Source organism: Parabacteroides sp. 52 (genome assembly GCF_010500925.1).
GTDB lineage: Bacteria > Bacteroidota > Bacteroidia > Bacteroidales > Tannerellaceae > QVMG01.
Window position 1 is genome coordinate 383,804 of the sequence record NZ_QVMG01000001.1, and the last position, 26,035, is coordinate 409,838.

At 42.7% G+C, this 26,035-nt stretch carries 21 protein-coding genes; 6 read left to right on the forward strand and 15 right to left on the reverse strand.

What is annotated here, in order from left to right:
• The first annotated feature begins 83 nt into the window (after positions 1-83).
• Both mutA and scpA read left to right on the forward strand, forming a co-directional pair.
• Positions 84-1,937 carry a methylmalonyl-CoA mutase small subunit gene (gene mutA, locus D0T51_RS01565; RefSeq protein ID WP_163724198.1) on the forward strand — a complete coding sequence of 618 codons (1,854 nt, stop codon included), beginning with the start codon at positions 84-86 and terminating at the stop codon, positions 1,935-1,937.
• A gap of 130 nt (positions 1,938-2,067) precedes the next feature.
• Positions 2,068-4,215: a methylmalonyl-CoA mutase gene (gene scpA / locus D0T51_RS01570; RefSeq protein ID WP_163724200.1), complete on the forward strand. Its 2,148-nt coding sequence runs from the start codon at positions 2,068-2,070 to the stop codon at positions 4,213-4,215.
• A gap of 76 nt (positions 4,216-4,291) precedes the next feature.
• Here scpA and D0T51_RS01575 read toward each other — a convergent pair whose 3' ends face one another.
• Entirely contained in the window at positions 4,292-5,149 is an 858-nt protein-coding gene (locus tag D0T51_RS01575) for a DnaB-like helicase C-terminal domain-containing protein (RefSeq protein WP_163724203.1), read from the reverse strand.
• A 293-nt stretch (positions 5,150-5,442) separates the two neighbouring features.
• Between D0T51_RS01575 and D0T51_RS01580 the strand changes: the two genes are divergently transcribed.
• The 3 genes from D0T51_RS01580 to D0T51_RS01590 all read left to right on the forward strand — a co-directional run bounded on the left by D0T51_RS01580 (position 5,443) and on the right by D0T51_RS01590 (position 10,375).
• Positions 5,443-6,300, forward strand: coding sequence for a DUF6261 family protein (locus D0T51_RS01580; protein ID WP_163724205.1), 858 nt, complete (start codon positions 5,443-5,445; stop codon positions 6,298-6,300).
• A gap of 295 nt (positions 6,301-6,595) precedes the next feature.
• The gene (locus D0T51_RS01585; RefSeq protein WP_163724207.1) at positions 6,596-9,517 is read left to right on the forward strand and encodes an ATP-binding cassette domain-containing protein; all 2,922 of its coding nucleotides are present in this window, start codon (positions 6,596-6,598) and stop codon (positions 9,515-9,517) included.
• A 33-nt stretch (positions 9,518-9,550) separates the two neighbouring features.
• Positions 9,551-10,375, forward strand: a complete 825-nt coding sequence (locus tag D0T51_RS01590; RefSeq protein ID WP_163724208.1) for a hypothetical protein — start codon at positions 9,551-9,553, stop codon at positions 10,373-10,375.
• 75 nt (positions 10,376-10,450) lie between these two features.
• On the opposite strand, the gene D0T51_RS01595 is transcribed toward D0T51_RS01590, so the two are convergent.
• From D0T51_RS01595 to D0T51_RS01630, 8 genes are all read right to left on the reverse strand, one after another.
• The gene (locus D0T51_RS01595) at positions 10,451-11,614 is read right to left on the reverse strand and encodes a PP2C family protein-serine/threonine phosphatase (protein ID WP_163724211.1); all 1,164 of its coding nucleotides are present in this window, start codon (positions 11,612-11,614) and stop codon (positions 10,451-10,453) included.
• A 9-nt stretch (positions 11,615-11,623) separates the two neighbouring features.
• A complete protein-coding gene (locus D0T51_RS01600) occupies positions 11,624-12,454 on the reverse strand; it encodes a sensor histidine kinase (protein ID WP_163724213.1) in 831 nt (276 codons plus the stop codon).
• Positions 12,441-13,571: a sensor histidine kinase gene (locus tag D0T51_RS01605; protein WP_163724216.1), complete on the reverse strand. Its 1,131-nt coding sequence runs from the start codon at positions 13,569-13,571 to the stop codon at positions 12,441-12,443. The genes D0T51_RS01600 and D0T51_RS01605 overlap by 14 nt, the downstream gene beginning before the upstream one ends.
• A 2-nt stretch (positions 13,572-13,573) precedes the next feature.
• On the reverse strand, positions 13,574-13,984 hold the full coding sequence (locus D0T51_RS01610; RefSeq protein ID WP_163724218.1) for an ATP-binding protein: 411 nt from the start codon (positions 13,982-13,984) through the stop codon (positions 13,574-13,576).
• A gap of 21 nt (positions 13,985-14,005) precedes the next feature.
• On the reverse strand, positions 14,006-14,305 hold the full coding sequence (locus D0T51_RS01615) for an STAS domain-containing protein (protein WP_163724221.1): 300 nt from the start codon (positions 14,303-14,305) through the stop codon (positions 14,006-14,008).
• A gap of 80 nt (positions 14,306-14,385) precedes the next feature.
• Positions 14,386-14,946, reverse strand: coding sequence for a nicotinate (nicotinamide) nucleotide adenylyltransferase (gene nadD / locus D0T51_RS01620; RefSeq protein ID WP_163724223.1), 561 nt, complete (start codon positions 14,944-14,946; stop codon positions 14,386-14,388).
• Positions 14,939-15,511 carry a guanylate kinase gene (gene gmk, locus D0T51_RS01625; RefSeq protein ID WP_163724225.1) on the reverse strand — a complete coding sequence of 191 codons (573 nt, stop codon included), beginning with the start codon at positions 15,509-15,511 and terminating at the stop codon, positions 14,939-14,941. The genes nadD and gmk overlap by 8 nt, the downstream gene beginning before the upstream one ends.
• A 34-nt stretch (positions 15,512-15,545) precedes the next feature.
• The gene (locus D0T51_RS01630; protein ID WP_163724227.1) at positions 15,546-16,418 is read right to left on the reverse strand and encodes a YicC/YloC family endoribonuclease; all 873 of its coding nucleotides are present in this window, start codon (positions 16,416-16,418) and stop codon (positions 15,546-15,548) included.
• Positions 16,419-16,561: 143 nt separating this feature from the next.
• On the opposite strand from D0T51_RS01630, the gene tsaB reads away from it, so the two are divergent.
• On the forward strand, positions 16,562-17,257 hold the full coding sequence (gene tsaB / locus D0T51_RS01635; protein WP_163724229.1) for a tRNA (adenosine(37)-N6)-threonylcarbamoyltransferase complex dimerization subunit type 1 TsaB: 696 nt from the start codon (positions 16,562-16,564) through the stop codon (positions 17,255-17,257).
• Positions 17,258-17,548: 291 nt separating this feature from the next.
• Here the strand turns inward: tsaB and D0T51_RS01640 are convergent, their stop codons facing one another.
• The 6 genes from D0T51_RS01640 to D0T51_RS01665 form a co-directional block, all read right to left on the reverse strand.
• Positions 17,549-18,709, reverse strand: coding sequence for a sodium ion-translocating decarboxylase subunit beta (locus tag D0T51_RS01640; protein ID WP_163724231.1), 1,161 nt, complete (start codon positions 18,707-18,709; stop codon positions 17,549-17,551).
• A 4-nt stretch (positions 18,710-18,713) separates the two neighbouring features.
• Complete coding sequence (locus D0T51_RS01645) at positions 18,714-19,145, reverse strand: biotin/lipoyl-containing protein (RefSeq protein WP_163724233.1); 432 nt, start codon at positions 19,143-19,145, stop codon at positions 18,714-18,716.
• Between the two features lie 22 nt (positions 19,146-19,167).
• Positions 19,168-20,064: a lamin tail domain-containing protein gene (locus tag D0T51_RS01650; protein WP_163724234.1), complete on the reverse strand. Its 897-nt coding sequence runs from the start codon at positions 20,062-20,064 to the stop codon at positions 19,168-19,170.
• Positions 20,065-20,115: 51 nt separating this feature from the next.
• Entirely contained in the window at positions 20,116-21,669 is a 1,554-nt protein-coding gene (locus D0T51_RS01655) for an acyl-CoA carboxylase subunit beta (protein WP_163724236.1), read from the reverse strand.
• A gap of 32 nt (positions 21,670-21,701) precedes the next feature.
• Positions 21,702-22,115, reverse strand: a complete 414-nt coding sequence (gene mce, locus D0T51_RS01660; protein ID WP_163724238.1) for a methylmalonyl-CoA epimerase — start codon at positions 22,113-22,115, stop codon at positions 21,702-21,704.
• Positions 22,116-22,457: 342 nt separating this feature from the next.
• Positions 22,458-25,901, reverse strand: coding sequence for a DUF1080 domain-containing protein (locus tag D0T51_RS01665; protein ID WP_373456997.1), 3,444 nt, complete (start codon positions 25,899-25,901; stop codon positions 22,458-22,460).
• Positions 25,902-26,035: the final 134 nt, after the last annotated feature.

Sequence of the window (26,035 nt, forward strand, 5' to 3'; positions counted from 1 at the left end):
ATTTATTTGTTCTACCTTTGCCCTCTGTTATTAAGCTACATAGTAAATCATTACTAATACCAGTATTATAAACAAAAAATATTATGGCAGAACTAAAAGAGAAACTTTTCTCAGAATTCGCTCCCATCACAACAGAAGAGTGGATGGCGAAGATCACGGCCGACCTGAAAGGGGCACCGTTTGAGAAAAAACTTGTTTGGAGAACAAGCGAAGGATTCAATGTAAATCCTTTCTATCGTGCAGAAGACATCGAAGGACTGAAGACCACTACTTCCTTACCGGGAGAGTTCCCATTCGTTCGTGGAACAAAAAAAGAAAACGATTGGAAGGTACGCCAAAACATGGATGTTACCGATTTCAAGGCAGCCAACGGAAAAGCACTGGATGTCCTCAAAAAAGGTGTTAATTCCTTGGGATTCCATTTCAAAGGGGATGATGTTTCGGCAGAAAATATCGCGACCCTGTTAAACGGTATTTGCCCCGAATGTGTTGAACTCAACTTCAAGACATGCAACGGTAAAACCGTGAAACTTATCGAAATTCTGGCTGATTATCTGAAAGGACAGGCGGTAGACTTAGACAAATGTGTCGGTTCTATCGATTACAACCCGTTCAAAAAGCCATTAGTAAAAGGGAAAAAGACCGACAACTGGGCGGCAGACGCAATGGCGGTTGTAAACGCAGGCAAAATGCTTCCGCGTTACCGTGTATTGGCTGTAGATGCTTGTCTGTTGAACGATGCCGGTGCCTATATCACACAAGAGCTGGGTTATGCCTTGGCTTGGGGTAATGAGATTCTTGCCAAACTGACAGAAGCAGGCATGCCGGTGGACGAGGTGGCAAAAGCAATCAAATTCAACTTCGGCATCAGTACCAACTATTTCATGGAGATAGCGAAGTTCCGTGCGGCTCGCTGGTTATGGGCGGAGATTGTAGCGGCTTACAAACCCGAGTGCGAATGCGCTTGCAAGATGCTGACACAGGCACAGACCTCCGAATGGAATATGACTGTTTATGATGCACATGTGAATCTGTTGCGTTCACAAACAGAAGCCATGTCGGCTGCTATTGCCGGTGTGGATTCTATCACGGTGGCTCCATTCGATATAACGTATGAAACACCGGACGAATTCTCTGAACGTATTGCACGCAATCAACAACTGTTGTTGAAGGAAGAATGTCACTTGGATAAAGTGGTTGACCCTTCAGCCGGTTCTTATTATATTGAGGTTTTAACCAATTCTATCGCCGACCAGGCTTGGAAACTATTCTTAGAAGTAGAAGACAAAGGTGGTTTCTACGCAATCGCACAAACAGGTGAAGTACAACAAGCGGTAAATACCTCTTCCGTGAATCGCAAAAAAGCAGTGGCTACCCGTCGGGAAATCCTGTTGGGAACCAATCAATATCCGAATATCACAGAGACAGCTGCTGCCAAGATCAAAGCAGGAGTGGATTGTGGATGCGGATGTAGCTGTTCACCGGAAATTACGGCATTGGACTTCTCTCGTGGTGCTTCCGAATTTGAAACATTACGTCTGGCAACAGAAAAGAGCGGTAAGACACCGAAAGTATTTATGCTGACTATTGGTAACCTGGCAATGCGCCTGGCTCGCTCTCAGTTCTCCGGTAACTTCTTCGGTTGTGCCGGTTATCAGATTATTGACAACTTAGGATTCGACACGGCCGAAGCAGGTGTAGAAGCTGCCTTGAAAGCGGGTGCCGATATCGTAGTTCTTTGCTCAAGTGATGACGAATATACGGAATACGCTCCTGCCGCCTACAAAGCGCTGGCGGGCAAAGCCGAATTCGTTGTAGCAGGTGCCCCTGAATGTATGGATGACCTGAAAGCTCAGGGTATTACCAACTTCATCAACGTCAAGAGCAACGTTCTTGAAACACTGAAGGAGTTCAATACTAAACTGGGAATTAATTAAGTAGTCAGAGTAGTCAAGTAGTCAAAGTAGTTAAGTAGGAGATACTACTTACTACTAAGGAGCGAAGCGAGTGATAACTACTAGCGAAGCGATGACTACTAACAAAGTGATAACTACTAAAAGAAATATTATGAGACCGAATTTTAAGAATATAGATATAAAGAATGCCGGATTCGTAGCCACGAATGGTGCGGAATGGGCAAAAGAGAATGGTATTAAAGCGGATTGGAAGACGCCTGAGCATATCGAGGTTAAGTCCGTTTATACAAAAGAAGACCTGGAAGGCATGGAGCATCTGAATTATGCTTCTGGTTTGCCTCCTTATCTGCGTGGACCGTATAGCGGTATGTACGCGATGCGTCCCTGGACGATCCGTCAGTATGCCGGGTTCTCTACAGCAGAAGAATCAAACGCTTTCTATCGTCGTAACCTGGCTTCGGGACAGAAGGGACTTTCTGTTGCCTTCGACTTGGCTACTCACCGCGGATACGATGCCGATCACGAACGTGTGGTAGGTGACGTAGGTAAAGCCGGTGTGTCTATCTGCTCGTTGGAGAATATGAAAGTATTGTTCGACGGTATCCCCTTGAACAAGATGTCTGTATCTATGACCATGAACGGTGCCGTTCTTCCTGTGTTGGCATTCTACATCAATGCCGGACTGGAGCAAGGAGCGAAACTGGAAGAGATGGCAGGAACGATCCAAAATGATATCCTGAAAGAGTTCATGGTGCGTAACACCTATATCTACCCACCCGAATTCTCTATGAAGATCATCGCCGACATCTTCGAATATACTTCACAGAAGATGCCTAAGTTCAACTCGATCTCTATCTCCGGATACCATATGCAGGAAGCAGGGGCAACGGCTGATATCGAGATGGCTTACACCCTTTGTGACGGTATGGAGTATCTGCGTGCCGGTATCAACGCCGGTATCGATGTGGATGCATTTGCTCCGCGCCTGTCGTTTTTCTGGGCGATCGGTATGAATCACTTTATGGAAATTGCCAAGATGCGTGCTGCACGTATGTTGTGGGCGAAGATCGTAAAGAGCTTTGGTGCGAAGAACCCGAAATCATTGGCTCTGCGTACGCACTGTCAGACTTCCGGTTGGTCGCTGACCGAGCAGGATCCGTTCAACAACGTAGGACGTACCTGTATCGAAGCCATGGCAGCAGCACTGGGACATACCCAGTCGTTGCACACCAACGCACTCGACGAAGCGATCGCTTTGCCAACCGACTTCTCCGCACGTATCGCACGTAACACGCAGATCTATATCCAGGAAGAGACGCAGATATGTAAAGAGATCGACCCATGGGCAGGTTCCTATTATATTGAAACATTGACCAACGAATTGGTACACAAAGGTTGGGCATTGATTCAGGAAATCGAAAATATGGGTGGTATGGCTAAAGCTATCGAAACGGGTATACCCAAGATGCGTATCGAAGAGGCTGCCGCCCGTACTCAGGCTCGTATCGACTCTCAGGCACAGACAATCGTAGGTATCAACAAATACCGTCTGGAAAAAGAAGATCCTATCGATATCCTTGAGATCGACAATACCGCCGTACGTCTGGAGCAGATCGAACGCTTGAACGACCTACGCGGCAAACGTGACGAGGTGGCCGTAAAAGAAGCATTAGCTGCTATTACCGAATGTGCCCGTACGAAGAAAGGGAACTTGCTTGAACTGGCTGTGAAAGCTGCCGGCCTGCGTGCTTCCTTAGGAGAGATATCAGATGCCTGCGAAGAAGTAGCAGGACGTTATAAAGCAATCATCAGAACTATTTCAGGCGTGTACTCATCAGAAACAGGGAAAGACGCAGACTTCCAGAAAGCCACTGAACTGGCTGCGGAGTTTGCCAAGAAAGAAGGTCGTCAGCCACGTATCATGATCGCCAAAATGGGTCAGGACGGACACGACCGCGGGGCAAAAGTAGTAGCAACCGGTTATGCCGACTGCGGATTCGACGTAGATATGGGACCCTTGTTCCAGACTCCGGCCGAAGCAGCCCGTCAAGCTGTTGAAAACGATGTGCACGTAATGGGTGTCTCTTCCTTGGCTGCTGGTCACAAGACATTGGTGCCTCAGGTTATTGAAGAATTGAAGAAGTTGGGACGTCCGGATATCATCGTGATCGCCGGAGGTGTTATCCCTGCGCAAGATTACGATTATCTGTACAAAGCAGGTGTAGCCGCCATCTTCGGCCCAGGTACATCTGTCGCTAAAGCAGCTGTTCAGATATTGGATATCTTATTGGGTGAATAATTTCATCTCTAAAATAAAAGTAGGAGAAAACATTTTTTGTTTTCTCCTACTTTTTTTATCATCCTACCATATCATCTTACCTATTATTCTCTAAATTGGCAAAACCTCCATTCTTCTTATCAAACTTTAATCGAGCTGTTCCTGTTTCTCCATTCCTATTTTTTGCTATTATAAATTCTGCGACTCCTGACATCGAATTTCCACGTTCATCTTCAAATATCCCATAATATTCAGGTCTGTGAAGAAAACATACAGTATCTGCATCTTCACAAATAGTACCACTATCCCTTAAATCCGACAACTGTGGTGCCTTATGTCCAGAATTTCTATTTAGCTCAGATAGAACTATGATAGGTATTTTCAGTTCCATAGATAGCGATTTGAGAATGCGCATAAAATAATTAATTTCTGAATATCTATTTTCATTATATGATAATTGAGAATAAATACGTTGTAAATAATCTATTACCACAATTTCCACATGGTGTTCTATTACTACCTTTCTGATTTTGTAGGCTATATCATCAATTGTAGCCAGTGCCGTATCATCAATGTAGATAGGAAGATCTCCAAACTCTTCTACTTTATCTGTTATGTCTGCTGATAACTCTTGGTTATATAATTTTTCCGTGTCGATATCGCAAAAAATGGAAAAAAATCTATTTACCATATGTTGACTGGAGGATTCTAAAGAAAAGTAACATATCGGTATTTTCTTTTCATTGAACATATTTTTTATCAGTGAGATAGCAAACCCTGTTTTGCCCATAGCGGTCTTTGCTCCTACAACAATTAATTCCCCCTTTTTTAATCCTCCCATAATGTTGTCAACACTATGATAACCTGTATTATAAACAGTCGCTGTTGCTTTGTTTTCAACAGAGGTTTGCATAATCTCTCTAATAGATTTTGTTGAAATTTCACTTGTATTCATACCGTATCCTAAATTTGTTTTGTTTATTCTATGAGTCCCAAAGGTAGTAAATATCTAAGGATATATAACTGGACAATTTTGTTTTCCTTTTCCTTGGCATGCGGAATTTCCCAAAACGCCCTTGCCAACAATCCCGCAAGTGCGGGAAACTTGCCAATGATCCTGGCTCATTTCCCGCATCTTTCGGAAATCTCTAAAGAACTGCTGCAAAACATCCCGCACTTGCGGGAAATCCCCTAAATGTTTAGCAACTTTATCCCACCTTACTATTTATAAATTTAAAACATAGAACTATGAAAACTATCCTAAATTCTCGTCACCTATTGAACAACATCCGAAATGGAGAACATTTTGAGTTTCACGCATCAGTAATCAAACTCATGACTGATAAAATGGTGTTGCTGCCAGGGCTTACACGTTTGTGGAATGTATATCGTCCCTTGTTCGAGCGAGAAGATCTAATTTTCAAACAGCATCGGAAAGCGGCAGAAACGGAGCAAATCCAAGCTGCCGACAAGAAACGGGACGATACGTTTATGATGTTCAAGCGGACAGTCGATTTCTCCCTCCACAGCGCTGATCCTGTTACAAAAACAGCAGCTAAAAAGTTGAAATATGTATTGGATAACTTCAAAGGGGTAAATACGAAAGCGTATGTAGAAAACACGGCACTTCTTTCGAACATGATTCAGGAACTGGAAAAGCCGGAAAATGCAAGTGCTGTAACGCAGTTGGCTTTAACGGCTACGGTGGTGCAATTAAAAACCGAGAATCTGGCTTTTTCGGATATTTACAGTGAACGTGCGACCAGCCAGTATTCCAAAAAAGAATTAGGAACAATGGAGACGATCCGCCCAAAAACAGACAACGCATATGTCGAACTTGCTGACGGTATCAATACTTTGTACAAATCAAATGAGATGCTGGCACAGGATGAAGAGATGCGCGAATTGTTAGGATCCATTATCGACACAATTAATTCTTATATCTTGCAATGGGAAAGTTCCTATATACGTCGCTCCCCTAATAAGAAGCCGGATAATAAACCGGATGATAATAATCCAGTTCAACCAGATATTCCTAATGATCCCGATGAACCACAAAATCCAGATGATCCTTCTGACCCAGATGATCCAGGAACTTATGAGTGATTTACATAAAAACAAAAATCCACTTTGCCTCTGTTTTGCAAAGTGGATTTTTAAATTACAAAATTATCACACAAAGAAGCAGGGCTTACTATCTGAGTAAAACATCAAAACAGTCAACAATCATTTACTGATTCTATAATTGTTTCTTTCAAAATAGAATTATGTGAAAGATATGAACCTTTTCCTGTCCAGGAGATTATGAAGGAGAGAGATATCTTCAAAAAGGAAGAATTCGTTTCGATTATCTTTTTATCTTTGCAGAAGTGTATGTAATTAAAAAACCGCCTTTTTATCCATGAATGAAAGTATTCTCAATGGACTCTTAAATCTCTTTGCGATTTTCGCCTCTATGGTGCGAATCGAAAACGAACAGGCTCGCCGGGCTATTCATTCTTATCTTTCCAGCCACTTTGGCGTACGTTCTCACGAAGAATATATTGGGCTTTACAACGAGCTGCGCAGTATGTACGACGATGCTCTTTTTCCCATAGACAAAGAAACGGTTGTCCGGAATATCTGCACGCAGATGAAAGTAAAATTAACAGCCGAAGAGCAATACCTCCTTTTGGTGCGCTTTGTTGAATTTGCTTACAGCAACAGTAAAGGGCTGGAAGACCATCTGCACATCTTCGGTATTGTCGCTGATATTTTCAATCTGTCCCAGGATGAGTTCAACGATATATTGGCATTTGTTACCCATATCCACTCCCCTTCCCTGCTTATTATCGACGGTCAAACGCAGACGGATGCCTGCGAGAATCATATTTCCCGTGAAGGATTAGAAGGGGATATTGTGGTCTTGTTTATCAAACGTTTTGATAAGTATATATTCACATATAACGGAAGCGGGCTGGTCTTTATGAATGACATCCCCCTGGCCCCGCACACATTCTATGGCTGGCAACACAGCAGCGTATTAAAGAGTCCGTTGTTCCGGCCTGTATATCACAGTGATTTGCAGGACGTTTTCAATAAGAGAGAAGAAAGACAGGTGGTACACCTGGCCGGAAGAGATATCGAATTTTCTTTCAAAAAGAGCACCAATGGTTTGCATAACTTCTCTTTTGACCTGGAATCCGGGCAGATGGTGGCTATTATGGGAGGAAGTGGCGTCGGCAAATCCACTTTGTTGGGTATCATGAATGGGAATATCACGCCGGATTCGGGTTCTATTACTGTAAATGGACATGCGATTCATAGTCCGGCAGGCAAGCAGTTGATAGGTTTTGTTCCCCAGGATGATCTATTGATTGAAGAATTGACCGTATACGAGAACCTTTGGTTCACGGCACGTCTCTCTTTTGAAGGACTTTCCAGGGATGAATTAGAGAAACGCGTCGACACGGTATTAGCCGAACTGGATCTGACAGATATAAAATCCCTGGCAGTAGGTTCTCCCATCCGAAAAACAATCAGCGGAGGCCAACGCAAACGACTCAACATCGCCCTTGAACTCCTTCGGGAACCGGCTATTCTTTACCTGGACGAGCCTACATCGGGCCTATCCTCTACCGACTCGGAAAAGGTCATCATGTTGTTGAAAGAACAAACACACAAAGGACGTTTGATCGTTGTCAATATCCACCAGCCCTCCTCGGAAATATATAAACTATTCGATCGTTTATGGTTGTTGGACAAAGGGGGATATCCGATTTATGACGGGAACCCGATCGAAGCCATCACCTACTTCAAGCAGGCGGCCAAATACACAGACCAGGACATCAGTGTATGCAGTACATGCGGAAATGTAAACCCGGAACTGATCCTGAATATCATTGATTCCAAGATGATCGATGACTCCGGGAATCAAACGAACATACGCAAATTCACACCGGAAGAATGGCATGAACGATACCTCCATGCCCGTCCCACATGGAAAAAGATCCGGAAAACCCAACTACCGGAAAACCGGCAACAAAAACCACCCTGGTGGAAACAATTCCTGATCTTTCTGGAGCGGAATATACGCACCAAACTGACCAATAAACAATACCTGATAATTGCCCTTGTCGAAGCCCCTCTATTGGCCATACTGGTAGCCTTACTTACCCGTTATGTACATAATGGGGAGTACACATTGTATAACAATAAAAATTTTGTTTCTTATATTTTCATGGCTGTGATTGTGGTCACCTTCATCGGCATGAGTATCAGTGCCGAAGAAATCATAAAAGACCGGATCATATTAAAAAGAGAACGCTTCCTGCAACTGAGCAGGGGCAGTTACCTCTGGTCCAAAATCTTTTATTTATTTGCTCTGTCCGGCTTTCAGACCTTGTTGTTTATTGGGGTTGGAAACGCGATTATGGGGGTTCCCTTTGATATGTTATTTATATGGTGGAGCCTGTTATGGACCACAGCCTTCCTGGCTAACCTGACGGGATTATGGCTCTCGCAAACCCTCAGTTCCATCGTAGCTATTTATATATCCATTCCCCTTTTATTGATCCCTCAGATCTTATTATGCGGTTTGGTTATAAATTTCGACGACCTGAATACCAGCGCTTCCCAAAAGAACATAGTGCCGTTAATCGGAGAAGTGATACCTTCGCGCTGGACATTTGAGGCACTCATGGTGGAGCAATTCAAAAGCAATACGTACAATCAACCCTTCTTCCCGATTGAAAAAGAAAAATACCTGGCACAATACTACGGAAACATCCATGCCCAAGAAGTGCGTAATCTTGTGGACAAGATGTATGGAATAGACAGCGTTTCCATCCGGCAAACCATTCAGAATGAATTAGGCATACTAAGCCGTGCCGCCCGTATAGCTCCAATAGGAAAAGAGGAATCCTATATCCATTACCTCGACAAAGTCACCGAAGCACTCCGTCAAAGGGCACATAACTTTACAGCTTTACTGGAGCAGGAACAACAAAAAAGAATCAAGACACACGACGTCGCCTGGTTCAATAAGCTGAAAAAGAAACATCACAATGCCGGCATTGAAGAGTTGGTCATGAACGTACGCTCTTCCCGTTTTTATAAAGAAAGTAACCACCGGATCTATCCACAGATAGGATTTATCTATTTTGAACCGGATAATTACTGGGGACGTGCTCACTTCTATGCACAACAAAAGAATATCGCCGGGAATTTAATTTCAACATATAATTTTAATTTATTGATTCTCGGTTTCTTTGTCGTTTTAGTCATAATAGCTATATTCGCAGAGTTTCCCGGGAAATATATACGGGACCCCAAAGAATATTAGAAAACAAGAATACAAATTATTAAAATGAACATTATGAAAAAAAGTTTTGTTAATCTGCTAACCGTAGCGGTAGTAATATTCGGTATAGCTTCTTGTACCGGGAAAAAGGCAAAAGAAGAAGCAGCGACAGAAGAAGCTGCCGTCATTGCGGGTAATATTCCTAAAAGCTTATTAACGGAAGAACTTAAAACAGAAACGATTCAGTTACTTAACGACCTGCCTGACTCTGAAATTCCTTACCGCATTTCATCGGGTGAGGTGACTGTAGGAGTTGCTGACAGCAAATACATGTTGGCGGTAGCCCAAGCGGCTGAGTTGACCACTCCTTCCCAGAAAGCCCGTGCCTGCGGTATCTATCTGGCAGATTTCAATGTATTGACAGTTACCGGCCAACCGACAACTGAAGTAGAAGGTGTATTGGCTAAATTAACAGCAGAACTGAACATCTCTTATCTGTTGGATATCCTGAAAGTATCAGTACCAAAAGAAGCTACAAAAGAAGAAATTCAACACTTCTATGCCAGCCAGGAAGACAAGATGGTAAAAGCCTTGGCCGAAGACGATAAGATCCATGTGGCTATTGATATCTTAGGAGGTGCAGCAGCTGAATATGCTTGCCTGATAGCGAATCCGACTTTGGTTGTTAAAGGAGATGCTACTTCTGCCGGTCTTTCTGAAAACATGGAAAAAAGAATTGAAATCTTGGGTGAAATCACCAATGATCTTTCGGCTTACTATCCTGAAATGAAGACCTTAGGAGAGACAATCCTTCCGTTGAAAGACAAAGTTACTTCTATCCAGGCAGCCAGAGATGCCAATGCTGATATCCTGGCTATCCGTGATGCTTTACTGAAATAACACAAAAAAATATACCCATAAAAAAGGATGCTTATTCATTAAGCATCCTTTTTTTGTATCCCCTCACACAGGTTTTCAACCTTTGTATGAGATAGACAAGATTGTAATATCATCAGATTGTACAGCCCCAACAACAAATTCACCTACAGTTTCAGTGATTCGTTCGACAATATCTTTGCACGCATAACCGGTAAACTCCATACAGTTTTCCAATAACCGTTTTTCGCCATACAACTCATTCGTTTTATTCTTCGCTTCCGTAATGCCATCGGTATATAGAAACAAATTATCTCCGGGAGCCAATTGCAACTCTTTCTCGTGATAAGTAGAGTCAGTCAAAGCCCCCAATATCCGATCCCCGGTCAACGTCACAAAAGAGACCGTCGAATCGCATTTCATTAAAACCGGAGGATTATGCCCTGCATTGCAATACGTAACCAAACCGGTATGAACATTAAGAATACCATAAAAGACAGTCACAAACATATCGTTCACACTTTCTTTACAAAGAATCTCATTGGCTCGTTTCATACACATGGCCGCAGAGTTTTCACTTAAAGCAATCGCACGGATCACCGTACGACTGATCGCCATAAAAATGGCAGCCGGCACCCCCTTGCCGGAGACATCCGCAATCACGAATCCCAACCGGTCGTCATCGATCTTAAAGAAATCATAGAAGTCGCCACCCACATATTTGGCAGCACTCATATAAGCGTAAATATCAAATGTCTTTTCCCGCGGAAAAGGATCGAACATCTTGGGCAAGATCGTTTCCTGAATCTCCCGTGCAACCTTTAAATCCGACTGAATAGACTTCAATTGTAAATGTTCATTCTGGGCATTTTTGACAAAGTCTATCTGTTCAATCGCTTTCTCTATCGTACGATCCAGGTCTTCCAGGTTGATCGGTTTGGTGGTAAAGTCAAATGCTCCCCGGTTCATTGCCGTACGGATATTTTCCATGTCTCCGTAAGCAGATACCATAATACATTTCATGGCCGGGTTACGCAATTCATTGATCTTTGTCAATAAGGTCAATCCATCCATTTCCGGCATATTGATATCACTCAATATAATATCAAAATCCGGTTGAGCCAGAATAGCCTGCAAAGCCTCCAATCCATTGTGGACAAAGGTAAATTCGTATTCTCCTTTTTTTATTTTACGCCGGAAATACTGACTCAATAATATTTCCAGGTCTTGTTCGTCGTCTACACTTAATATCTTTATCGCCATAATTTTTTCTTATCCTCTTGAAACAGGTAATGAAATAATAAAACGTGTATACTCATTCTCTACACTTTCCACCTTTATCGTTCCTTGATGTTTACTTTCAATAATAGATTTTGTAAGAGACAAACCCAGGCCTGTCCCCTCGCCTACCGGCTTGGTTGTAAAGAAAGGGGTATACAACATCTGAAGCACCTCTTGCGGCATACCGACCCCATTATCCTCTATGGTTAATAACACCCCATTCTCTTCTTTCCGTAAATCGACTTTGATCGTTGGTTGATAAGGTGTGTCTGAGGCCATCTTCGCTTTACTGAATACAGCATAACAGGCATTATTCATTAGATTGATAACCGCCCGGCTCAGATCCTGTGGAATAACAGAAAGCAGGGGTATATCCGCTCCGTAGTTTTCCTGTATGGCTACATTGAAACTCTTATTATTGGCACGTACTGCATGATAAGACAACCAAAGGTATTCATGAATCAGTTGTTGCAAATCGGTAGGAATAAATTCATCTTTACCCCGCGAATAAAGAAGGATTCCCCGCACAATACTGGATGCTCGGTTCCCATTCTCTTCAATCTTCCCCATATTCCCCCGTAGATCATTCATGATGTCATGAATATCTTCTTTCGATTCATCGGGCAAGACATCGTCTATCTCTTCCAATACGTCCTGCATCTCCTGCAAAAGCTTGGAGGACAACTTACTGAAGTTTATAACAAAATTCAGTGGATTCTGTATCTCATGCGCAATACCGGCACTCAACATTCCCAGCGAAGCCAACTTATCCTGTTTACTTAACTGTTCTTCCAGATACTTAATTCGATCATTCTGATTCATCGCTTGCCTCTTTTATTTCTATATTTTGATGAATAGGAACCTTTACTTCAAACTCCGTGAAATTATTCTTTTCACTCGTCACTGTAAGTATCCCTTTATGATTCAACACAACCTCCCGGCTCAAATACAACCCGATACCGGAAGCTTCAGAAGTAGGTTTAGTGGTAAAGAAAGGTTCGAAAACCCGATTCTTTATACTCTCTTCAATACCAATACCATTATCGTGAATATAAATAACAATAAATTGGCCTTCCCTTCTCACACGCACCTGGAGTTTGGGCGAATAAGTTTCTTTTTCTGCCTTCTTCAACAAGGCATATAAGGCATTGCGATAAATATTCAATAAGACTTTACTCATCTGTTCAATATTAATATCAATCATCAGTGGCAAAGCCAGTCCTTCGAAAGTCAATTCAATTTGTTTCTCTTCGATTTCTTTATCATACAGTTTAGTGACCACATCCAGGTTTACTTTGCACAAATTATTAATATCTGCAGCAGTAAAATTCCCTTTATGATCTTTCAACAATTCCTCCATAGCTTTCACGATACGTACCGTATTGGCTCCATGTTCGGTGATTTTCTGGAGGTTGTTGGTTATCATCTCCAGTATTTCCACAGAGTCGACATAGAGTTCCTTGGTCATTACAGCCTGTTCATCCGTAATGTTTTTTTTCAGTTCCGCCACTAAGTCCACAGACAGACTGGCAAAGTTATTGATATAATTCAGCGGATTGAGAATCCGGTCAACCAGTCCTTTTGTCAATTGTCCTACCGTAGCCAGGCGTTCGTTACGCACCAACTCATCCTGGGCTTCGGCCAAGGCGTCCAATGCATTGGATAACTTTTCCGACTCCTGCATAACCTGGTCACGTTGTACGCGCAGTTCAATAGTGCGTTCCTCTACAATCTTTGCCAGGTATTCTTTCTGTTTCAGCTTCTTCTTCCAACGCGAACGGACAATCAATAGAATAATCAATACAAGAACAAGAGGGCCAAAAAAAGTATCATAATAAATAGCAAATCCGGTTGCCACGACGCCTACCAAAAGACTCTTTTCGGCTATCTGAATCTTTAATTTTAGTTGTTGTATTTCTTTTACATTAAAGTCTGCCATAATCAACGTATCTCTTTAGTCATCGTTAATACATTTTTATTTCCTTGTCGACTGTACTTTACATCCGTCATCATCTCTTTGACCAGGTAAATACCCAGTCCGCCTATCGATCGTTCATGCAAAGGCAAAGAGGTGTCGGGTTCGGGGCGAGCCGTTGGATCAAATTCGACCCCGTAATCCATAAGCACAATCTTCAATTTGTGCTCACTGGCTTCCAAACAAATCGTTATATCTTTGTTTTTTTCCTGCGGATAGGCATACAAAATGACATTGGTTACCGCCTCTTCCAATGCCAGATTCAAGTTCATACATATCTTTTGCGGCCAATCGAAAGGAGAAAGCACCTCTTTCAACGCTTCACTAACATGAACCAACTGGTCTATCTCATTTATGATATGTATCTCTTTTCTCATAACCGACGTACATCCCATTTATTATTCAATGGTCAGTATAGAAGAGAATCCCGTTATGTGAAAGATTTCCATGATTTCTTCCCGTATGTTCCGCAAAAGCAAGGTACCACCTTTGGCCGTCATCCCTTTCTGAAGGGTTAATAACAGGCGTAAACCGGCACTACTGACATACGTCAAGTCCGCCCCAACAAGGATCACCTTTGTGGCATCACCACTTAATACTTTTTGGATTTCTTTCTCAAAGTCTACTGCTGTCAACGTATCCAATTGCCCTGCAAGCGTTACCGTTGTTTCGTTCCCCGAATCTATCGTGATCTTCATATATTACTATTTTGCACATCTATATATAGCAAATGTAATTATAATCTGTTTATATCACATCAAAACCGGCAAAAAATCTATTAGACACGAAAGATATGCCGGATGGCTTCCGGCAAAAAGAAACGCACATCTTTGCCTTGCTGAAAAGAGGTACGGATAAATGTAGAAGAAATCTCCATTAACGGAGCATATACCTGGCGTACGAAAGGATAGTCTGCGGGGATAACCACCTCATAACCTTCACGTGGATAAATCCAAACCGGATAATTCGTTAAAATCTTCTGGTACTCTTTCCAGCGGGAGATCAAATGCCAGTTATCCGCTCCTATAATAAGATGAAAAGAATGATCCGGATATTTCTTTTCCAAAGCCTCAAGTGTATCTATCGTATAAGAGGGTTTGGGAAGATTGTATTCGATAGAGGAAATTTTAAACTTAGCATACCCCTGTATGGCGGCTTCTACCATGACCAAACGGAGATGATCGTCCATCAGGTCCTCCTGCTTCTTTAAGGGATTTTGCGGAGTGACAACAAACCATACTTCATCCAGTTCTTCATACTCACACAGCCAATTGGCCAATGCCAGATGTCCTATATGGATAGGATTAAAGGAGCCGGAGAAAATACCCGTTTTAATCATTCTCCAGAAAGGCTTTTATAACACGATAAGCTTCTCTTTGGGCCTGTTCCAAATCATCATTTACAACCACCTCATCAAATTGATTGAGAAAACTTAATTCATACTCCGCTTTGGCTATGCGCTTTTCTATGACCTCCGAAGAATCCGTTCCCCTATTTATCAAACGACGACGCAGTTCATCAATATGCGGCGGCCGGATAAATACAGACAAAGCCTGGTCTGCATAATACTTCTTTATATTGCATCCCCCAACGACATCGACATCCAGAATGACATTATTGCCTGCATTTTGTATACGCTCCACTTCACTTTTTAATGTTCCGTAAAACGTATCCGCATACACCTCTTCATACTCCAGAAACTCCTCATTGGCAATCCGCCGGCGAAACTCCTCAGGAGTAAGAAAATAGTATTCCACCCCGTCTTTTTCCGCCCCACGGGGAAGTCGACTGGTGGCTGATATAGAAAAATGGAGATCTAACTCTTTATGTTGCAACAGGGATTGGATGATAGTCGATTTACCCGACCCTGAAGGTGCTGAAAATATAATTAATTTGCCGGCCATATCTTCTTTACGAACGATTTGTAATGATTAAACATTAAAGCACGTTGAGTACCTGCTCTTTGATTTGCTCCAACTCATCTTTCATCTGAACAACAATCTTTTGCATCTCCACATGATTACTTTTTGAGCCCAATGTATTTATTTCACGTCCGATTTCCTGCGCTATAAAACCTAACTTCTTGCCTTGGCTATTTCCTTGCGTTATTGTACTTATAAAATAGTTCAAGTGATTCTCCAGGCGACTCTTTTCTTCGTTTATATCCAGTTTTTCTATATAATAGATCATCTCCTGTTCGAAACGATTCTTATCATAATCTTTCTCAACCACCTTTTCCAGGTTATCCATGATACGGGCTTTAATCTTTTCAAGACGCTCCCCTTCGTACACCTCTACCTCGGTAAGCAGTTGATGAATATTGGCAATCTTCTTTTCAAACAGTCCGAATAACATCTGCCCTTCCTGTTTACGGAAATCGCATAATTGCCGAATAGCCTCTTTTACGGCAGCAAGTATAACATCCCATTCCGTTTCATCCAATTCGGCTACTTCCGATTTGATAGCTTCAGGCATACGCAACAATGTCTGGAACCAATCCGCTGGAACAGCGATCTGTAGTTTTTCGGCAATCTCTTTTATCTGATTATAATAATTCTCTACAGCCGTTAAATTGATCTGCGTGGGAGTGTCCTTTCCTATGTATTCAATATAGATCGTAAATTCCACCTTTCCCCGTTCCAATGTTTGCAATAACAGTGTACGGATCTCCATATCTTTCTCTTTATAAATAGAAGGCATGCGGGTTGACAGATCCAATTGCTTACTATTGAGCGCCTTTATTTCAACTGTTACTTTTTTGGATGGAAGTTCGGTTGTAACCTTACCGAATCCGGTCATTGATTGTATCATATGATTTTATAAGTTTGTGCAAATGTACGTTATTCTACGGATAGTTTAACTCCATTGGATTTGTTTTTGTATTTTTGCAGCCAATGAATGGGTAGAAAACAGGCTGTTTCCTGTTCCTCTTCCCCCCACAAGAAGCAATAGTTATGGCCTGCATATTACATATAGAAACATCAACCACGGTTTGTTCCGTAGCGCTGTCAGTAGATAGTAAACTTTATTTTGAAAAAGTCTCATTCGATGGTCCTTCCCATGCTTCCCTGGCCGGAGTGTATGTAGAAGAGGCTTTGCGTATGATCCAAAAAGAAGGGATCAAACCGGATGCCGTAGCTGTCAGTAGTGGACCCGGATCGTACACGGGGCTCCGCATAGGGGTTTCCCTCGCTAAAGGGATCTGCTTCGGATACGGAATTCCTTTGATAGCCATTCCTACCCTTGAAATACTAGCCTATACAGCCATTCAGAAACACCCTCTCGATTCAGGGGGCTTGTATTGTGCCATGTTGGATGCCCGGCGCATGGAGGTGTATTCCGCTCTATACGACTCCTTATTATCCCCAGTAAGAGAAACATTGGCTGAAATCATTACTCCCGATTCTTTTGCTGACTACCTGGATAAAAGCGAAGTCTGCTTCTTGGGTAACGGAGCGGCCAAATGTAAAGAAATACTCTCCTCTTCCAATGCCTATTTTCTAGAGGATATCCATCCGTTAGCCAGCCATATGATTCCTTTGGCTGAAAAAGCATACGTTGCCGGAAAATTTGAAGATACTGCATACTATGAACCCTTTTACCTGAAAGAGTTTCAGGCCACAATAGCTAAAAATAAGGTATTGGGATAAGACTGATTACATTGGTCTCAAAAACAAAGGTCATTTTACTGTTGATAGCTATCGTCACTACTGATGATAACTATCGTTACTACTGATGATAGCTATCGTTAGTACTGACGATAGCTATCAACACTAGAATTCCCCCACATTTTAGATTGTAATTTTCTCCAAATTCCATTTCAGTTCTACAACTTTTCGGGAGAATCCTTGATTTTTCGAAGGCAGTCCGACAGGAAAGAAAAAGAAAAAGGTTGCTCTTCATGACGAAGAGCAACCTTTTTTATAGGATCGTTTGATTTCTTATGATAAGAATCCCAATAAGATACCGGCGGCAACAGCCGAGCCGATCACACCGGCTACGTTTGGTCCCATCGCGTGCATCAACAAATAGTTAGTCGGATCATATTCCAAACCTACTACCTGAGAGATACGTGCCGAGTCGGGAACGGCAGATACACCAGAGTTACCGATCAACGGATTAATCTTGTTACCTTCTTTCAGGAACAGGTTGAAGAACTTCACGAATAGGATACCCGCACAGGTAGCAATCACGAAAGAAAGCGCACCCAACATAAAGATCTTGATAGAGTTCCAAGTCAAGAACTGCGTAGCTTGCGTAGAAGCACCTACGGTGATACCCAACAAGATGGTAATTACATCGATCAGCGGTCCACGAGCAGTCTCTGCCAAACGGCGAGTCACGCCACTTTCTTTGATCAGGTTACCGAAGAACAACATACCCAACAACGGAAGACCGGAAGGTACGAGGAAACAAGTCAACAACAGACCTACGATCGGGAAGATGATCTTTTCGGTTGAAGATACCACGCGCGGCGGTTTCATACGGATCACACGCTCTTTCTTCGTGGTCAACAGACGCATAAACGGAGGTTGGATGATCGGCACTAACGCCATATAGGAGTAGGCCGATACCGCAATAGCCCCCATCAGGTTAGGTGCCAGCTTGGAAGAGAGGAAGATAGCCGTAGGGCCGTCTGCCCCCCCGATAATACCGATAGCACCTGCTTGGTTCGGTTCGAAGCCCATCTGCAGGGCGATGATATATGCACCGAAGATACCGAACTGTGCGGCAGCACCGATCAACATCAATTTCGGGTTGGAGATCAATGCCGAGAAGTCGGTCATTGCCCCGATGCCAAGGAATATCAATGGTGGATACCACCCCTGTACTACCCCCTGGTAGAGAATATTCAGTACAGATCCCTCTTCATAAATACCTACCTGCAGGCCGGCATCTTTGAAAGGAATATTACCGATAAGCATTCCGAATCCGATAGGAATCAGAAGCATGGGTTCAAATTCATATTTAATTGCCAGGAAAATAAAGAGCAAACCGATAAAGATCATAGCGATATGACCCGGCGTTGCGTTGTAGAATCCTGTATAGGTTAAGAACAATTGCAAGTTCTCACCCAGGAATGATAAAAAACTTTCTTGCATATTCTTATCCGATTACAACGAGTTCTGCATTTTCCAATACAGAGTCGCCTTTGTTCACTTTTATTTCAATGATACTACCGTCGCGATCCGCATTGATGCTGTTTTCCATTTTCATAGCTTCCAGGATCAACAGAGTCTGACCTCTTTTTACAGTGTCGCCCACTTTACATTTCATGTCCAAGATAACTCCTGGCAGCGGAGAACGTACAGCGCCTGCCGTAGCCGAAGCAGCCGGACGGGAAACGACCGGTGCACCACTTGATGTGGTCGGAGCCTGAGCCGGTCTCTTTAATGTAACTACCTGCTTTTTGGCGGGTTTTTCCATTTTCACTTTATAAGGCATACCATTTACTTCCACATCAGCCATGTCTTCCACCACTGAATTGATATGCACTTTGTATACAGTACCGTTGATTGTATATTTAAAACTTTTCATTCTTTTTTATTATTAGAGATAATTACTTTCTTGGCAATTCACGTAATCCATAGATCTTAGAGCTCCACGGTGAATAAGTGCGTTTTACTTTCTGGATGGTCAATACCGTATTTTCGATATCGTGTGCATCTTCATTCAATTCGTAAAGCGCCATACCAATAGCCACCAATACTTCTCCGGAAAGTTCTCCCGGTGCAGCAGGAACCACTTCCGCTCCGGTCGCTTTTTGTGCCCGACGGGCACCGGCAGCGATCGATGCTTTACCTGTCATTTTGAATACCAGGAATAAAACGAGCAGTCCAAGGAATACAACAGCCATAGCTGTAACAGTCATACCAAGTCCCCAAGAGTCGTTCTTCTTGAAATTCTCGATCTTTTCATTACTGTCCAATGTCAGGTTGTTGGTACTTGGAGTCACCTTTGCTAATTGAATCCATTTGTCTTTGCCATCCACTTCACGTCCATAACTCACGTCCGATCTTTGAGATGCCGGTATCACAATTTCGTCTACCAATGTCTTACCATCGGTATCATAAAGAGCGATGTAGTTTTCTTTTGTCGGATCCAGGGTAAAGCTGACGTGGAATGTACCACGGCTCGCATTCCCGTCGGCCCAGAACAATGTGTGTTGCCGGGGAGGGATCTTTGTCAATACGTCACCCTTAGGAATAGGGTATTTCTTCGGGTCGTTTTTGTCGTTTGTCAAAAAACAGCCACCGATATTTACCGTACCGGCCGAACTGTTATACAATTCAATCCAGCCACTTCGCTTACCATAGTCATCGACAAAGTTATCTTCATTGATGACCAGTACTTCGTTTATTCGCATGGCGGTTACACGTTGCGCCTGTGCTCCAAAAGAAAAGAGCAACATGAACAACAACATAAACCCTGCGTTTCTTTTTATTCTATTATACATAGTCATTTATACGTCTAAATTCTTACTTCTTACTCGCGTCATCTGTAAGAATTACAGAGGCATATTGTCATGTTTCTTCGCCGGGTTCACCAGTTTTTTCGTTTGCAATTGTTGCAACGCACGAATGATACGGAAACGGGTGTTACGCGGTTCGATTACATCATCAATGTAACCATATTGAGCCGCATTGTATGGGTTTGCGAATGCTTTTTTGTATTCTTCTTCTTTCTCTGCCTGAAGTTTAGCGGGGTCTTCCGAAGCAGCTACTTCTTTAGCGAAGATTACTTCTACGGCACCACTCGGTCCCATCACAGCGATCTCAGCCGTTGGCCATGCGTAGTTCATATCACCGCGCAGGTGTTTCGAGCTCATCACACAATAAGCTCCTCCGTAAGATTTACGCAATGTAACTGTTACTTTAGGTACCGTAGCTTCTCCGTAAGCATACAATAATTTAGCACCATGCAGAATCACACCGTTGTATTCCTGTCCTGTTCCCGGAAGGAATCCCGGCACGTCCACCAAAGTCACCAATGGAATATTGAAAGCGTCGCAGAAACGTACGAAACGTCCCCCTTTACGGGAAGCGTTGCTATCCAGACATCCTGCCATCACTTTCGGTTGGTTGGCAATGATACCAACTGTTTGTCCGTTGAAACGTCCAAAACCGACAATGATATTTTTGGCATAATCGGCATGTACTTCCAGGAATTCATTGCCATCGATAATCGTACCGATTACTTCATACATATCATAAGCCTGGTTCGGGCTGTCGGGGATAATTTCGTTTAACACATCATCCAGACGATCAATAGGATCGTTGCATGGAACAAGCGGAGTTTCTTCCAGGTTGTTCTGCGGTAAGAAACTGAGTAGTTTACGAATCAGTTGGAAGCCTTCTTCTTCTGTGTCAACAGCAAAATGAGCCACACCCGATTTGGTTGTATGCACACTTGCACCACCTAATTCTTCCTGTGTTACATCTTCACCTGTAACTGTTTTTACAACTTTGGGGCCTGTAAGGAACATATAACTTGTTCCACGGGTCATGATATTGAAGTCGGTTAAAGCAGGAGAATAAACCGCTCCGCCTGCACACGGTCCAAAGATACCTGAAATCTGAGGCACTACCCCTGAAGCCAGAATATTACGTTGGAAAATTTCTGCATAACCAGCCAATGCGTTTACGCCTTCTTGAATACGTGCACCTCCTGAATCATTCAAACCAATAACCGGTGCTCCCATTTTCATTGCCTGGTCCATTACCTTACATATTTTCATAGCAAGAGTTTCGGACAATGCACCACCAAAGACTGTAAAGTCTTGTGCATAAATATATACCACACGGCCTTCTATCGTACCATATCCTGTTACGACACCGTCACCGAGGAATTTTGTTTTCTCGATACCAAAATTTGTACTGCGATGTTGTACAAACATATCGAATTCTTCGAAGCTGCCCTCGTCAAGCAACATAGCGATACGTTCGCGTGCAGTGTACTTGCCTTTGTTGTGCTGAGCTTCGATTCTCTTTTCTCCACCACCCAGGCGTGCTTTTTCACGAAGGGCGATAAGCTCTTTTACTTTTTCAAGCTGGTTACTCATTGTATTGTATGATTTATTGTTAAAAATGAATCTTATTTACCTTTACCTTCCATGCAAAGTTCCGTCAACACACCACAAGTGGACTTCGGATGTAAGAAAGCAATATCTAAACCTTCAGCACCACCACGAGGGGCTTTATCTATCAATTGAACTCCTTTTGCTTCCACCTCATCCAAAGCAGCCTGTACATCAGGTACGGCAAAAGCTATATGATGAATGCCTTCCCCTTTTTTCTCAATAAATTTGGCAATCGTACTGTCTTCACTGGTAGGTTCCAGCAATTCGATTTTAGTTTGCCCCACTTTAAAGAAAGCAGTCTTTACTTTTTGATCTGCCACTACTTCAATATTGTAGCATTTCAAACCCAGTACCCCTTCATAATAGGGCAGACAAGCATCAATACTTTTTACGGCAATACCTAAATGCTCGATGTGTGTAAGTTCCATATCAATGATAAATTAATGATTTAGTAAATGTTATTATGTAATTTGCAGACAAAGGTAATTTCATTTTTTTAGGAATGAAGAAATATTTCCGTATTTTTTACCTTAAATGATAATAAAGTTTAAAATACACTCAAGTTGCAATTTATCAACTGTTTGATAAGTTAAAAGAGTTCGTAAACAGAGAGTAGATATCCATTCAAAATATGTCTCTTTTTTATTTGTTTTAGACAGTTTTCACACCTTTCTGTCAAAAAAATAAAGAGATCTTACCGGGTACAAAAAAAGAGCTATCCGATTGATCTCAGATAGCCCTTCTGTTTCTTGTCTATTTTCTTCTATCGTTTATTTCAACTCTTTGATACGGATATGCCGAAACTTCACCGGTGAGCCATGTCCCAAAAAGGCAATATGTCCTTTTTTATTAAACAGACCCGGATGTTCTTTTTTATCAGCCGTTCCATTTTTTGTAGCCTCACGGATATTTCCATCCAGGATCACATGCCCATTCAAGGTTATTTTAATATGATCTCCGTTGGCCTCTACTTCCTGGTAGTTCCATTCTCCTGTAGGCTTCAAGTATCCGCGTTCCGCCGGTATAATACCATATACGGAACCATGGTATTGATAAATCTCCAGATCTTTATATACAGGATGTTCACTATCCAATATCTGCAATTCCATACCGACATAAGCAGCATCTCCTTCCATGGGGGTACGAATACCCAATCCATTATTGGCAGCAGGAGTTAACTGAAATTCAAAACGGTAAATAAAATTAGCAAACTCTTCCTTTGTATAAAGATTGCCCCCGGATCCTTTGTGAGGCACCAAAGAGATCGTTCCATCCTGCGTTGTATAATCGACCGTATTTCCTGTCCATGCATGCATATTGGTTCCGTCAAACAGGATCTTATATCCTTCTTTCTTTTCTTCTGCAGATAATTGGAAAGGTTCGGTTCGTTTCAGCTCTTTTACATAGATGTTACGATAATACACTTTGCTTCCGTGAGCTTGTAGTTCAAGTTGTTCTATTGGGAAAATAGCTTGTTTACGATCCCAGTAATTCTCCAGGATAACATCATCCACCACTTTTTCTCCATTTAATACAACAGTCACACGGTCACCCACCATTTTAATATAGAAGGTATTCCATTCGCCCAGTTTATTATCCGCCACTTTGGAAGGTTTGCTCGGATTCACACGGTTGTTATACAAACCTCCGGAACCGACTTGTGCCCCCACATTCACCCGGGCCGTATCCCATATCTGTACCTGAGGTGTTCCACGCAGATAAATACCGGCATCAGCTTCCGGACCTGCCGGATCTAACATCCAGTCAATATACATTTCGATATCGCCATATTGTTTTGTCGTACAAAGGTTGTCATAACCCGTACCATCAAAAACAAGACATCCATTTTCGACCTTCCAATCTTTACGCATTTGTTCATCGGCCTTCACCTGAGCCTTTTCTAATTGAGCTGCATTCATTTTAGCGCGGCTGATAGGGGTACCCACCAATCCTTTCCAACCGGTCAGATCTTTTCCATTAAACAAAGAGACGAAACCGTCTTCTTCTGGCATTTCATTCAAATGTTTCTTTATTGCTTCACGCTGGTAACCGGCATCCGGATTATTCAATACCTGCATCACTTTCGTCAATAAATCTCTTACATTCTTTCCGGTATATCCTTTATTACCCAAAGCGATGTTCATTACTGCCTGTGCAGCAGCTTCCTGTACAGGTTTTTCATCGAGGAATTCACCGGCATACAACATTCCCAGGAAAGTACCAGTACGTTGAATCTGGCGGAGAATGGCGATCTTCTGCTCATTGCTTTTAGCGATCTCCATGGCTTTGCGTAAACCTAACAAACGGTTCTCTCCTGTTATAGACGGATTGGAAACAAGACGGATATACGCATTGAGCGCCTTATCAAAATAAGTGGAAGCCGAAGCATCCTTACAGATAGTATAAAGCTCTTCTGCAGCTTCAGGCCCCTTCCAGGTCAATAAAGCTTCAAAAGCAGCATCCTTCGCCTCGCCTTCTCCCTTTTTAAACCCGCTCACAATCGTATGCAGAGCCTGTGTTTCGCCTGTGGTAGCCAAAGCCGTATAATAGAGATGTTTCTTGCCCTCTCCTGCCTGCACCATACGACGGTTCAATGTATTCAGACGAGCGTCTACCGGTTGAGTAGCAATCGAGGCAATTACCGCTTGCTGAAGGGGAGCGACCGTTCCTGGCTCTGCCATCTCCAACATACCACAGATAATCGTAAAATCTTTTTCAGTGACCACATCTTTCAATGCTTTATAAGCCGCCTCCTTGACTTCTATTGAGCCGGACTTTGTTTGTTCCAATACGGAATGGATATTGGCATCGGCTTTACGCAAAGCCAATAACTCAAGTCCTGCTATTTTTCCGGCATCCTGGGCTTTTACTATCGCTTTTGCTACAGCCTGATCGATATCTCCCGAGAAACTGGCCAATGCTTCTTTGCCTAATTGAACAACCGGGATATCCGTACTTGTCAATAGTTCCGCCAGAGAAGGAATCACACTGGTATCTCCGATCTTTACCAAAGCCCATGCAGCTGCCTGTTTCACCTCGTAATTGGCATCTTTCAGCTGATTAAGAAACACTTGTTTCGCCGGTAAGTCAAAACGAATCTCCAGATTTTTTATAATACCATTCTTTTCCGGACATTTACTTTCACGCCCGATCCAGTTTAACACATCCACTTTCACTTCCGGTTTTGCTTTTATTACAGACTTCACAACCTCTATATACATAGGGGCATCTGCATAACAAGAAGCAAAATCCAATGCGGCATTGCGGTATTCTTTGTTTTTATCTTTCAGGGCTGTCAACAACTGCTTATTTACACTTTCTTTTTTTGCGGCATAGATCAATTGCAAAGCAGCTGTGCGCGTTTGTACTTGTCCGGCTTTGGTAGCCTTCTTCAACAAATCATTTGCAGCCTTCTCTCCCTCTTTCAGATCTCCGTTTTGGATGATCCGATCGATTAATTCTATATACGCATCATTCGCCTGTGTTTTTTCATAGGTAAAACCTGCTTTTTCAGCGGCCTCCGACAAAGGTTTCAAAGCGGCAAGCGAGCCCATACGGCTCAAAGCATACATAACAACGCGTTGCATTTCCGCATCTCCATTGCCCAGTCTGCCGATCAATAGATCTTCGCCTATCGGAAGACGCGCTTCTGCTACAGCCAGAATAACATCTTGTTGTGTTTTGGGAGTTCCCATCCGACGCATCAACGAAGCTTGTAAAGCCTGTTTGGCTTTTTCTGTTCCTATAGCGGCTAAGGCACGAGAAGCCGGACCACTCAAGGCTTCCGTGTTCAAGCAACGACCTAAAATATCCACACACTCATCTCCTCCGATCAACTGCAGTTGACGGATTAAAAAAGCCTTTGTTTCTCTTTCTTCCAACTTATCCAAAGCTTTCAGATAGGCATTTACCACCTTACTGCAATGAATCTCCTGTCCTTCTGCCGCAACATAGTGCGTAAGTCCGCTCAAGGCATATTCCACCTGGGCATTACTTCCTTTTCCGGGAGCAGCCATCATATCGATCAGCATCCACACCCCTTCTTCACCTGTCGAGGCCAGATCGCTGATCTGTTTATTATAGCCTGTTTGTTTATTTGCCGGCATTTGTGCCAACACATCGGCTACGATCGTTTTCGTCGTCCGGTTCCCCTGCGCGAATACGGATGCTGAAACCAGCAGCATCAGTATTAATTGACAATTGACAGTTGACAATTGACAATTAATTGATTTTATATATTTCAGTATCTTCATCTTAATCTATTCTCTTGTATTATTATAAGTTATTTGTTTGTATCCTCTTTGCACTATGAATTGCCAACTGTTTACTGTTTATTGTCAACTACTAA

Coding starts and splice junctions, on each gene's coding strand:
- mutA (WP_163724198.1), top strand. CDS start 84: ATGGCAGAACTAAAAGAGAAACTTTTCTCAGAATTCGCTCCCATCACA.
- scpA (WP_163724200.1), top strand. CDS start 2,068: ATGAGACCGAATTTTAAGAATATAGATATAAAGAATGCCGGATTCGTA.
- D0T51_RS01575 (WP_163724203.1), bottom strand. CDS start 5,149: ATGAATACAAGTGAAATTTCAACAAAATCTATTAGAGAGATTATGCAA.
- D0T51_RS01580 (WP_163724205.1), top strand. CDS start 5,443: ATGAAAACTATCCTAAATTCTCGTCACCTATTGAACAACATCCGAAAT.
- D0T51_RS01585 (WP_163724207.1), top strand. CDS start 6,596: ATGAATGAAAGTATTCTCAATGGACTCTTAAATCTCTTTGCGATTTTC.
- D0T51_RS01590 (WP_163724208.1), top strand. CDS start 9,551: ATGAAAAAAAGTTTTGTTAATCTGCTAACCGTAGCGGTAGTAATATTC.
- D0T51_RS01595 (WP_163724211.1), bottom strand. CDS start 11,614: ATGGCGATAAAGATATTAAGTGTAGACGACGAACAAGACCTGGAAATA.
- D0T51_RS01600 (WP_163724213.1), bottom strand. CDS start 12,454: ATGAATCAGAATGATCGAATTAAGTATCTGGAAGAACAGTTAAGTAAA.
- D0T51_RS01605 (WP_163724216.1), bottom strand. CDS start 13,571: ATGGCAGACTTTAATGTAAAAGAAATACAACAACTAAAATTAAAGATT.
- D0T51_RS01610 (WP_163724218.1), bottom strand. CDS start 13,984: ATGAGAAAAGAGATACATATCATAAATGAGATAGACCAGTTGGTTCAT.
- D0T51_RS01615 (WP_163724221.1), bottom strand. CDS start 14,305: ATGAAGATCACGATAGATTCGGGGAACGAAACAACGGTAACGCTTGCA.
- nadD (WP_163724223.1), bottom strand. CDS start 14,946: ATGATTAAAACGGGTATTTTCTCCGGCTCCTTTAATCCTATCCATATA.
- gmk (WP_163724225.1), bottom strand. CDS start 15,511: ATGGCCGGCAAATTAATTATATTTTCAGCACCTTCAGGGTCGGGTAAA.
- D0T51_RS01630 (WP_163724227.1), bottom strand. CDS start 16,418: ATGATACAATCAATGACCGGATTCGGTAAGGTTACAACCGAACTTCCA.
- tsaB (WP_163724229.1), top strand. CDS start 16,562: ATGGCCTGCATATTACATATAGAAACATCAACCACGGTTTGTTCCGTA.
- D0T51_RS01640 (WP_163724231.1), bottom strand. CDS start 18,709: ATGCAAGAAAGTTTTTTATCATTCCTGGGTGAGAACTTGCAATTGTTC.
- D0T51_RS01645 (WP_163724233.1), bottom strand. CDS start 19,145: ATGAAAAGTTTTAAATATACAATCAACGGTACTGTATACAAAGTGCAT.
- D0T51_RS01650 (WP_163724234.1), bottom strand. CDS start 20,064: ATGTATAATAGAATAAAAAGAAACGCAGGGTTTATGTTGTTGTTCATG.
- D0T51_RS01655 (WP_163724236.1), bottom strand. CDS start 21,669: ATGAGTAACCAGCTTGAAAAAGTAAAAGAGCTTATCGCCCTTCGTGAA.
- mce (WP_163724238.1), bottom strand. CDS start 22,115: ATGGAACTTACACACATCGAGCATTTAGGTATTGCCGTAAAAAGTATT.